Origin of the sequence: Parafrankia irregularis (assembly GCF_001536285.1) — a bacterium.
Taxonomy (GTDB): Bacteria; Actinomycetota; Actinomycetes; order Frankiales; family Frankiaceae; genus Parafrankia; species Parafrankia irregularis.
Map to the genome: position 1 here is coordinate 98,023 of NZ_FAOZ01000031.1, position 10,325 is coordinate 108,347.

At 70.9% G+C, this 10,325-nt stretch carries 8 protein-coding genes; 4 read left to right on the forward strand and 4 right to left on the reverse strand.

Annotated features, from left to right (window positions below; all coding sequences use genetic code 11):
* Positions 1 to 35: 35 nt before the first annotated feature.
* From AWX74_RS42170 to AWX74_RS31315, 3 genes are all read right to left on the reverse strand, one after another.
* Complete coding sequence (locus tag AWX74_RS42170) at positions 36 to 1,340, reverse strand: helix-turn-helix transcriptional regulator (protein ID WP_091284102.1); 1,305 nt, start codon at positions 1,338 to 1,340, stop codon at positions 36 to 38.
* Positions 1,337 to 2,461, reverse strand: coding sequence for a helix-turn-helix transcriptional regulator (locus AWX74_RS31310; RefSeq protein WP_242666497.1), 1,125 nt, complete (start codon positions 2,459 to 2,461; stop codon positions 1,337 to 1,339). Before AWX74_RS31310 ends, AWX74_RS42170 begins: the two co-directional genes overlap by 4 nt.
* A gap of 137 nt (positions 2,462 to 2,598) precedes the next feature.
* Complete coding sequence (locus AWX74_RS31315; RefSeq protein WP_091284106.1) at positions 2,599 to 3,897, reverse strand: TetR/AcrR family transcriptional regulator; 1,299 nt, start codon at positions 3,895 to 3,897, stop codon at positions 2,599 to 2,601.
* 139 nt (positions 3,898 to 4,036) lie between these two features.
* Between AWX74_RS31315 and AWX74_RS31320 the strand changes: the two genes are divergently transcribed.
* Complete coding sequence (locus tag AWX74_RS31320) at positions 4,037 to 5,071, forward strand: TIGR03617 family F420-dependent LLM class oxidoreductase (RefSeq protein ID WP_091284108.1); 1,035 nt, start codon at positions 4,037 to 4,039, stop codon at positions 5,069 to 5,071.
* 145 nt (positions 5,072 to 5,216) lie between these two features.
* Here AWX74_RS31320 and AWX74_RS31325 read toward each other — a convergent pair whose 3' ends face one another.
* A complete protein-coding gene (locus tag AWX74_RS31325) occupies positions 5,217 to 6,017 on the reverse strand; it encodes an enoyl-CoA hydratase/isomerase family protein (protein ID WP_242666498.1) in 801 nt (266 codons plus the stop codon).
* 346 nt (positions 6,018 to 6,363) lie between these two features.
* On the opposite strand from AWX74_RS31325, the gene AWX74_RS31330 reads away from it, so the two are divergent.
* The 3 genes from AWX74_RS31330 to AWX74_RS31340 all read left to right on the forward strand — a co-directional run.
* The gene (locus AWX74_RS31330; protein ID WP_165615866.1) at positions 6,364 to 7,515 is read left to right on the forward strand and encodes a porin PorA family protein; all 1,152 of its coding nucleotides are present in this window, start codon (positions 6,364 to 6,366) and stop codon (positions 7,513 to 7,515) included.
* Between the two features lie 78 nt (positions 7,516 to 7,593).
* Complete coding sequence (locus AWX74_RS31335) at positions 7,594 to 9,612, forward strand: AMP-binding protein (RefSeq protein WP_091284113.1); 2,019 nt, start codon at positions 7,594 to 7,596, stop codon at positions 9,610 to 9,612.
* Positions 9,613 to 9,664: 52 nt separating this feature from the next.
* Positions 9,665 to 10,325: beta/alpha barrel domain-containing protein (locus AWX74_RS31340; RefSeq protein ID WP_091284116.1), on the forward strand; the 661-nt coding region annotated here is incomplete at its 3' end.

Consider the following 10,325-nt stretch of genomic DNA (forward strand, 5'->3'; position numbering starts at 1 on the left):
ACGAGTCCGGAACGCCGTTCGCTGCCGGATGTTCGTCACCTTGGCTGCCGAGCATCCCACCGTTCGGACGCCCGCGGCCGATCCGAATCGGCCGCGGGCCTCCATGCCTGACCTGCCCCGCTCGTGCCGAGGCTGGCGGCGATGGCCTGCGAGCGGTTCGCGACGCCGAGCTTGCGCAGAATGTGCTTCACGTGTGACTTCACCGTCTCCTCGGTGATGATCAGACGTTCGGCGATCACGCTGTTCGTCGCGCCCGCGATCATCAGCTCGAAGACCTCCGCCTCGCGGACGGTCAGCTTCCCGAGCACACGTGGCCCGGGGGCCGGGGAGCCGGGGACAGGTGCGTCGCGGGCCATCGCGCCGGCGGATGCGTCGGGCAGAAGGTCGATCCTCGCCTCACAGATCTCGTCCATGGAACGTGCGGTCGTCGACAGAACACCGCGTACCAGGTCCCGGTGGGCTCGCAGGCGCTCCATCAGCGCGAGCCGTTCGAAGACGTGGCCGAAGCCCGCGGCGAAGGACCAGAGCACCTCGCGATCGAAATCATCCACGCGCTTCGGTGAGGGGAAGTGGTCGGCGTGTAACAGACCGACCACCTCGTTCCCGCGCATGACGGGGGCCACCACGTAGGACGTGGACCGGCCCGATTCGATGATAATCGGCCGGTGCACCGCGGCACTTTCGGTGTCCTGGACGAGCGCGGGACCGTGCCCGGCGAGCAGCAGGGTCTCCGGCGCCTGCGCGGCGAGCGGAATGGGCTGGTCGATCCACTCCGCGAACCACGACTGGAACTCGTGGTCGTTGCTGAAGAAGGCCGTCCACGGCCGCCAGGTGTGGTGTTCCACCCGGGAGAGCACCGCGCGGCCGAAGCCGCATCTGCCGACCAGCTCCTGGCACGCCTGGGTGAACAGGTCCGTCGAACTCGACAGGTCGCGTAGCCGGCGCAGTCCGGTTGCGCAGTCGGCCAGTCGCCGGGCCCGGCTCTCCAGTTCGTGCTCGCAGAGCTCGACACCGAGTTCGTGCAGATTGAGCACCAGCTCGCAGAGCCGCCGCGCGCCCGGGGCGTCGGGGTCACCGCAGCAGCGCAGCCATTCCACGCACGCCTCGGCAAGCGCTGAGACCATCGTCCAGGTCGCCGTCCAGTCCTGGGCCACGGACGCGGGAGCGGCACGTCCCCGCGTGCTGCGGCCCGAACGCGGCTCGCCGAGCGCCTCGTGGACCGCCGCGCGCAGGGAGTCGACCCGGGCGGCGAGGGTGCCTTCCCGCTGCCGCCAGCTCCGATCCCCGGTGGCGGCAGGGAACAGGGTACGGGCGCCGCGCCGGCTGGATGCCGCCGTCATAACGACCGGGCCTGTTCGCGGACGAGACCGAGATAGCGCGCGATCGCCTCGGCCCGGTTCGCGGCATGCAGCTTGCGCAGGATGTGCTTCACGTGGGACTTCACCGTCGTCTCCGACACCGTCAGGCGATTCGCGATCTCGGCGTTCGTCGCACCGCTCGCCAGCAGACGAAGGACGTCGTGCTCGCGGGGGGTGAGACCGTCGAGGGGGCGCGGCAGCGCCGCGGTGACCTCCAGGGTGGCTGGCAGCGATGGCAGACCTTGCACGCCGGCACCGCCAGCCGGCGTGATGACCCGTTCCAGGCGCAACGGCGACGTCGTCAGCCCGGTGCCGGTGCTGCGCAGGGCCGAGAACGCCGCCGTGACCTGTTCCTGTTGCAACGTCAGCCGATCCAGGGCGACCGCTCGCTCGATGATCAGGCCGAGGCCGTCGGCGAAGGTCTGGAGGAGGTCACGATCGGCCGTGGTGAGCGGCCGCCGGCAGGTGTGGCGATCGGCATGGAGATACCCCAGCACGGTGTCGGCGGCCTGGACCGCGGCGACCACGTATTCCCGGGTGCCGGACACCTCCACCAGCGGTCGACACAGCCGCGGCTCAGCCTGCGCGTCGAGCACGAGCGCGGGCGCCCGACGGCGCAGCAGCTCGGCCTCCGGCATCGAGGAGGTCAGGGGGATGACGCGGGAGCGCAGGAAATCGCCCAGCGCGGCGTTGACCGGGTCGTCCACACCGCATTCGACGTGCAGCGCGATGGGCACCCATGTCGAGCCCCGGACACCGGAGACCAGGGCCCGATCGAAACCACCGGCGACGCACAGCGCCCGTGGCGCCGCGGCGAGCGCCTCGCTGGGGGAGCCGGCTTCGCGCAGCGCCGCGAGCTCGTCACGAAGGCGTGCCTGCGCGGAGGCCTGTGCATGGAGCAGGCAGGCCCGCAGTTCCGCGGCCGCGGCGCCGAGATCAGCCAGCGGATCCGGGTTCGTCGGCCCGCCGGGGAGCACTGGGTGAGAAACCGACGGCACAGCAGCACCGAACCCGCCAGCCGCGGCTGACGCGCGCAGCGTCGCCAACAGCCGGCGGCGACGCTCGGCGAGCGGGTCCACCCCAACTGTCGGCTCCGGTGTCACGCCCCCGCCCTCCGCTCGTGATCCAGTGATTCCGGCGGCCCTTCTTCACGCGGCCCTCGCCGGTGCCCCTTCGGGTAAGAGGCACGATGTGTTCCGAGATTTACTTTTGGTGAGAGTAGTGACCCCGATCACCTTGGTCAAGACGCTGGCGCCGAATCGGCGAGCATGCGCAGACACGCAGCGTGCAGCACCGCCTCCAGCTCGGGCACCTCGCGCAGATGGGGCGTTCGGGCGACGTCGTTCACCATCGTGAGCACCGCGTGCACGCGGTAGAGCGCGTCGGCGCGGTCGAGTTCCGGCCGCACCGCCCGCAGCAGGCGCAGCCATTCCGCGATGTAGGTCTGCGTGGTGGTGTGGACCTGCTGGCGCTGCTCCTCGGGCAGGCAGTTCGTCTCGGCGACGAGGACGCTGACCAGGTCGGGATGTGACATCGCGAAGTCGATGTAGGTGCCGGCGGCGTTGGCGAGCCCCGCCTCGGGGGTGCTCGCTGAGTGCAGTGAAGTTGACATGGTCAGCGACATCGCCGAGGCCGTCCGGACGACGATGGTGACGAGCAGGTCGGCCTTCGTGGCGAAGTGCCGGTATACGGCGGCGCTGCTCACCCCCACGGCGGCTCCGATCTCCTCGGTCGTCACACCCTGGTATCCGCGTTGCCCGAACAGCTGGGCCGCCGCTGCCACCAGTGCCTCCCTGCGGGTTCCGGGCGGCAGCCCGGTCACGGCACTGCCGCCCGGGCTCGCGGGACGGCCTGCCGGGCGCCGTGTCCCGGGCAGGCGCCCGTGGCCGGGCACCCCGGCCACCCACCCGGTGGGTACCTGCGCAGCGAGCGCCGCCGTGGTGTGCAGCTGCACGGCGGGCACTGGAGTGCGACAGACCGCGAGCGCGAGGCGGGCCAGCAGCGCCGCGGCCGCGTCCTCGGAAACCAGGGTGATGCCGTGATACGCCGGACTCGTCAGGACCCCCAGCGTGCACCAGGCCAGGAGTTCGGCATGGCGGCGCTCGACCTCCGGCCGGTCGTCAGCAATCACATCGACAAGCTGGGTGAGGAAGTTGAAGAAGCGCTTCCTCATCGGGGTGCGCAGCGCCTCGCTCAGATAACGGCTCTCCCGGGTCCAGAGCGCTCCCAGCTCGCGGCGCTGCGCCGAGATCGCGGCCAGTTCGGCGACCACCTGGCAGAGGCCGACGCCCTCGCGGCCCGCGACGACGGCCGCCCGGTCGAAACTGTCCGACAGAGCCTGCGCGAGGAGCTCCTCCTTGCTGCGGAAGTGCCGGTACAGGGCGCCGGCGGTGACCCCGACCGAAGCGGCGATCTCCTCGGTGCCCACGTTGGGATAACCGGACTGGTAGAACAGCGCGCTCGCGGCCAGAAGGATCTGGGCCCTGCGGTCGCGTGGGCGAGGCGTGCGGGCGATCGCCCCGCGGCCGTTCGTCGCCATCCGAGCCCCTCCTCGCCGTCTGTGTATGCAGGAGACGATCCGGCAGTCCCGCCCACGCTGTCCATCATTGACCCAGTAGGTTACTGGTGATTTACTTCGTGCCGATGCGGAATGTCCGGGTCGTGCTGGAGGAGCGAGTATGCGAGTCGACGCGAACATCGGTGGGGCCGGTGACGGCGTCGGCGACGCGACGATCTCCGCGGTGGCGGACCAGGTCCACCAGGCCGAACGGGTCGGCTTCGACGGGGTATGGGCGCCCGAGATCAACCGCGACCCCTTCCTCCCGCTGCTGATCGCGGCCGACCGCTCGTCCCGGCTCGACCTCGGCAGCGCCATCGCCGTCGCCTTCGCGCGCAACCCCATGTCCACAGCCATGATTGCTAACGACCTGGCCGGCTACAGCTCGGGTCGTTTCATCCTCGGTCTGGGCTCCCAGGTTCGTCCGCACATCGAGCGGCGCTTCGGCATGCCCTGGTCCGCCCCGGCGGCCCGGATGCGCGAGTTCGTGCTCGCGCTGCGGGCGATCTGGCGCAGCTGGTACGACGGTGAACCATTGGACTTCCGCGGCGAGATCTACCAGCACACCCTCATGACGCCGATGTTCAGCCCCAGGCCGAACCCGCTCGGGCCGCCACCGGTCATGGTCGCCGCCGTGGGGCCGAAAATGACCGCCGTCGCCGCCGAGGTCGCTGACGGGATGCTCATACACGGATTCACCACGGAGCGGTATCTGCGTGAGGTCACCGTGCCGGAGGTGAAATCTGTACTGCATGCCCACGGCCGCTCCCGCGAGCAGTTCACACTCTCCTACCCGGGCTTTGTCGTCACCGGGGCGGACGAGCGTTCCATCCGGCAGGGTATTGCGGCAACCCGTCGTCGGATCGCCTTCTACGGCTCGACCCCCGCCTACCGCGGCGTGTTGGACCTGCACGGTTGGGGTGATCTGCACGTGGAGCTGCATCGCTTGTCGCGGCGAAACGAGTGGGCAGCCATGGCGGACCTCGTCGACGACACCGTCCTGAACGCGTTCGCGGTCGTCGGTGAGCCGGCCGAGGTGGCAAAGGAAATTCGGCGGCGCTTCGAGGGGCTTGTCGACAGGTTCACTCTCTACCTGCCGGACGAACTGCCCGAGCAGACCCAGCACGAGGTCGTCGCCGGAATCAGGGCGCGATAGCCCGAGCGGACTGGCCGGGGCGAACACCTGCGCAGGCCTTCCGCAGGTCTGGTTGAGGTGCTGCCTCATCTGACGCCCTCCGTCCCTCATCCCCGGCCCGGCAAGCACATGTGCGGCGGGGGATGAGGGCTTCGTGGGCGACGCGTCAGCCGCCCACTGGCCGGGAGGCGAGACGGTCGCGCAGACGTGCCACTGCCGCGGTCGTCTCCGGGTGACCCATCAGCAGCGCCTGGCCGCGGGCCTCGGTTTCCAGCGCCGACCACAACGAGGGCGCGTCGGTGTTCGCCTGCAGTGCCCGCTTGGTCAACGCCAGCCCGGTCCTGGGATGGACCAGGATCTCGCGGGCCAGATCGAGCGCCTGGGGGAGCAGCGCACCGGCGGGCACGGCGCGGTTGGCCAGGCCGATCCGCACCGCCTCGGCGGCGTCCACCCCGCGGGCCGTGTACATGAGCTCGGCAGCGGTGCCGCGCCCCACGATCCTGGGCAGCAGCCACGAGGCGCCCATGTCGGCGCCGGACATCCCGATCCTGACGAACGCAGCCTGGAAGAGCGCGTCGTCCGCCGCCAGCCGGATGTCCGCGGCGAGCGCGACGCTGAATCCGCCTCCGACCGCGGGGCCGCGGACCGCGGCGATCACCGGCTGCGGCAGCGAGTGCAGCGCGAACAGCGCCTGGTTGCCGAGGTCCTGCAGAGCGAGGGCGCCATCCGGGCCGAGCTCGGCGAACTCGGCCGCCCCGGCGAGGTCGTAGCCGGAGCAGAAGCCGCGCCCGGCTCCGGTGAGCACCACGACTCCGACCGAGCTGTCGGCGCGCAGATGCTCACCGGCCGCCCGCAGCTCGGTGAGCATCTGCCGGTTCAGCGCGTTGAGCCGCTCCGGCCGGTGGAGAGTCACCACCGCCAAGCCCGGTTCGGGCCTCGCCACGTCCACTGTCTGCTGTGCCGCCACCGACGACTCCCTGATTCGTTCCATCCCGGCCTGTTGTGAAGGACTCTAAGGTTGCCCGCGTTGCGGAAAAGATCCTTTCCCTCCGACGGGGGGAGGAATCCCTTCTTCCGGGGGGTATCGGCTTCCGGGCCGTGTCGGCATTCTAGGGAAAGCCCAGAAGAAATCGACCAGCTACCGGGCCCCCGGGCGTTCCGTGCTCGCCGGCGACGCGCCCTGGACAAGTAATACTTCTCGATCCTCGAAACGGCTCGTGCGCATGGCCGCCCGGAATGCCGACCACCGGAATGCCGGTCAGCAGTCCTTCCGGCTGCTGGGCGCCCGGCCGGGTCAGTCAGAAGGAGGAAATATGCGCGTTCGTCGTTCGGCCGTGATCGCCGGTACCGTGGGTATCCTGCTCGTCGCGTTCGCGGTCGTCCTGAAATTCCTGATCGTCCCGCTCGCGACCAGGCTGCCGGGGGACACGGACCTCACCGTCGGCTATGAAGGGACCGCGACGCTGCTCGACAGCGAAGCCTTACAGGCGGGTGACGTAAAGGCGGCATTACGAACCGACGTGCCGATCACTGTGGATCGGCACGTCGTCGCGCTGTCCACCGACGGCGACACCGCGGTAATCGAGGACTCGTTGGCGGTGAAGGCCAAGGACCTGCGGCTGCCGGCCAGCACCTACACCTACGCGGTCGACCGGTCGACGCTGCGCGGTGTGGAGGTGCCGGCGCCGGCCGTCCCCGGCGTCGAGCCGGCTCATGGCGCGCTGACGTCGGCCTTCCCGATAAGCCCCGCCAAGGACGACCGCTACACGTACTACGACCCGGTGACCCGCACCGTGGTACCCGTCCACTACAGCGGGACCGACTCGCGAGGCGGGCGGACGGTCAACGTCTACCGGTTCTCCGCCGAGGGGCCGGTGCGCAACGCCGCGCTCCTGAAGGAGCTGCCGGCGGGCCTGCCCAGAAACCTCGTCGGCACGCTCGCCCCGCTGCTGCCGGCCGAGGCCGTCGCGGCGTTCACACCGGCGGCGGTCGCCGCGCTGCCCGACCCGGTGCCGATGACCTTCACCGCGTCCACCGATATCGTCGCCTACGTCGACGAGCAGACCGGCGTCGCTATCGACGAGACCATCGCCCAGCAGGTCGTCGCGCACACGTCAGTGGCGGACAAGGATGTGGCGCTCCTGCCGGTCCTGGCACTGGACTTCCACATCACCCAGGCCAGCATCGAGGATCTCGCCGACACCGCGGCTTCCGCCGGTCTGCTGCTGACCCTCGTCGGCCTCGTCGCGCCGCTCCTTCTGCTCGTGCTCGGACTGCTTCTGGTCGTTTACGCCGTGCTGCGGCGTTCACCGCCAGTCTCCGCAGGGGACGCCGATGACGCGGACGGCCTCGCGCACGAGGCCGAGGACGGCACCGGCAGCGAGAACGAGTCATCGCGGGGAACCGACCAGACCGTCGGCGCCACCGCCGAGGAAACTGCCCCGTCCGGCTCGGCGGCCCCATAGCACGCCCCAGCGGAAGCCCACGTCATCCGGAACGACATCGTCGCCGAGTCGAGTCTCGGCCTTCCGCGAAGCAGACACATGGCCTACACCTGGCTTCCAAGCCCTGCATACCTGGAACACACCAACGTCGCACGGCTGATGCGCCGCCTTGGCGTGGACACCGCCGACGAGCTGCGGGCGGTCTCGGTGGCCGACATCGGCGCTTTCTGGCACGCCGTCGTGGACGACCTCGCGATCCCTTTCAGCCGGCGCTACGAGCAGGTCGTGGACCTGTCCCGCGGGATCGAGTACCCGGAATGGTTCACCGGCGGTCAGATCAACATCGTCGACGCCTGCCTGAGCCGGTGGTTGGCATCGACCCCGAACGCTCCGGCGGTGGTCCACGAGGATGAGAGCGGTTCGGTGCGCGAGCTCACCTTCGCCGGGCTGACCGACCAGGTCGCCCGGCTGCGCGGAGCGCTGCGCGCCCGTGGGATCGGGCCCGGCGACGCCGTCGCGATCTACCTGCCGATGGCCCCGGAGGCCGTGGTGGCGTTCTACGCCGTGGCGAGCCTCGGCGCGGTGGCCGTCCCCTTGTTCTCCGGCTTCGCGGCCGCGGCGATCACCGCCCGGCTCCAGGACGCGAGAGCCAGGGCGGTCATCACCGCGGACGGCACGATCCGGCGCGGCCGCGCGGTACCGATGCGGGCCCACCTCGACGACGCGCTGGCGGACTGCCCGAGTGTGCGACTGGTCGTCGTGGTCGACAGCCTGGCTCCCACAGCCATGCCCACACCCACGCCCATCACCTCCGCCCGCGGCGGGGCCGAGGTCGTCAGCTGGTGGCGGATGCTGGCCGGCGAGCCGGACCCGGCGGTAGCACCGACCGCGTCGTCGGACGTGCTCTTGCTGGCCTACACGTCCGGCACGACCGGCCGACCGAAGGGCGCCGTGCACACCCACGCGGGATTTCTCGTCAAGACGGCCTGCGAGGTCGCCTACGGCTTCGACATGGCGCCGGGCCGCACCTTCTGCTGGATCACCGACATGGGCTGGATCATGGGCCCGCTGTCGATAGTCGGCACCCACGCGTGCGGCGGGACGCTGCTGCTGTACGAAGGCGCCCCGGACATGCCGGACGCGGCCCGGCTATGGCGTCTGGCGCAACGCCACCGGGTGACCACGCTCGGCGTGTCGCCGACGCTGATCCGCGCGCTGCGGGCGGCCAGCCCGGACCGGCCGGCCGAGGACCTGTCGTCGGTACGCGTCATCGGCTCGACAGGCGAGCCCTGGGATCCGGAGTCCTACGAGTGGCTGGCCGCGAACGTCTTCGGCGGCCGCGTCCCAGTCATCAACTTCTCTGGCGGCACTGAGGTGGGCGGCTCGTTCCTGTGCCCCTACCCGGTCGAGGAGATCGCCAGCTGCTCGCTGGGCGGCCCCGCGCTCGGCATGGACGTCGACGTGGTCGACGAGTCCGGCCGGCCGCTGCGCGGGTCCGTCGGCGAACTGGTGTGCCGCCAGCCCTGGCCGGCGATGACCCGCGGCGTGTGGCGGGACGAGGCCCGTTACGTGGAGACGTACTGGTCGACCTTCCCGGGGCTGTGGCGCCACGGTGACTTCGCGCTTGTCGACGAGGCCGGTGGCTGGTTCATCCTCGGGCGGTCCGACGACGCCATGAACGTGGCGGGCAAGCGGGTCGCTCCGGCGGAGATCGAATCCGTTCTGGCCGCCGACCCGGCGGTGGCCGAGTCCGCCGTGGTCGGTGTCCCGAACCCGGCCAAGGGCGAGTCCGTCTGGGCGTTCTGGGTGGCGCGCCCCGGCACCGAAGACGTGGGCGCCGCCGGTCCCGGTGCCGGGCGCGATGGCCCCGGAACCGGGCCGACGCCCGACGAGGAGGTGTCCCGCCGGCTGCGTGAGCGGGTGGCTGACCAGCTGGGCAAGCCGTTCGCGCCGAGCCGCGTGGTCCGTGTCGCGGCCCTGCCGAAGACCCGGTCGGCGAAGGTCCTCCGCCGCGCGCTGCGCGCCGCCGTCCTCGGCACCGACCCGGGTGACCTGTCGGGCGCGGAGAACCCGCAGGTCCTTGACGTCATCCGAGCCCAGCTGGGCGACCGGCGGTGACCGCCGCCGGGGGACGTGGCTCCGCAGCGCGGAAGGGACGGAAGGATTCGACATGACCCACCCGTACGCCACCTCGACGGCACACCCGAACGCCACCCCGGGCGAGCGGCGCCGGGTGCACATCCGTGAGGTCGGCCCGCGCGACGGCTTCCAGAACGAGCCCGAGACGGTGCCGACGGCCGACAAGATCCGCCTGATCGACCTGCTCGGGCGGGCCGGGCTGGCCCGCCTCGAGATCGCCAGCTTCGTGCGGCCCGACGTCATCCCGCAGCTCGCCGACGGGGTCGAGGTGCTGCACGGGGTCGACCTGCCCACGGGCGTCGAGCGGATGGTCCTCGTCCCCAACAGCAGGGGCCTGGACAACGCTCTGCGCCACCGCGGGCTGTTCGAGGCCGTCGGGCTGTTCGTCAGCGCCTCCCAGACGCACAACCAGCGCAACATCAACCGCACGGTCGAGCAGACGATGGCGGACACCACCGTGATGGCCAAGCGCATCCTCGCCGAAGGCCTGCGACTGAGCGCCGTCATCGCCACCTCCTTCGGCTGCCCCTACGAGGGGCCGGTGCCGATGGAGCGGGTGCTCGGCCTCGCCGAGCAGTTCGCCGAGGCCGGCGCGGTCGAGGTGGGCTTCGGTGACACGACCGGCATGGCCAACCCGGCCTACGCCGGGCGGTTCTTCGCCTCGGCCCTCGACCGGCTGCCCGGCGTCGAGG

Excerpts from the sequence above, each read along its gene's own strand:
- AWX74_RS42170 (WP_091284102.1), bottom strand. The coding sequence starts at position 1,340 with ATGACGGCGGCATCCAGCCGGCGCGGCGCCCGTACCCTGTTCCCTGCC.
- AWX74_RS31335 (WP_091284113.1), top strand. The coding sequence starts at position 7,594 with ATGGCCTACACCTGGCTTCCAAGCCCTGCATACCTGGAACACACCAAC.
- AWX74_RS31330 (WP_165615866.1), top strand. The coding sequence starts at position 6,364 with ATGCGCGTTCGTCGTTCGGCCGTGATCGCCGGTACCGTGGGTATCCTG.
- AWX74_RS31315 (WP_091284106.1), bottom strand. The coding sequence starts at position 3,897 with ATGGCGACGAACGGCCGCGGGGCGATCGCCCGCACGCCTCGCCCACGC.
- AWX74_RS31320 (WP_091284108.1), top strand. The coding sequence starts at position 4,037 with ATGCGAGTCGACGCGAACATCGGTGGGGCCGGTGACGGCGTCGGCGAC.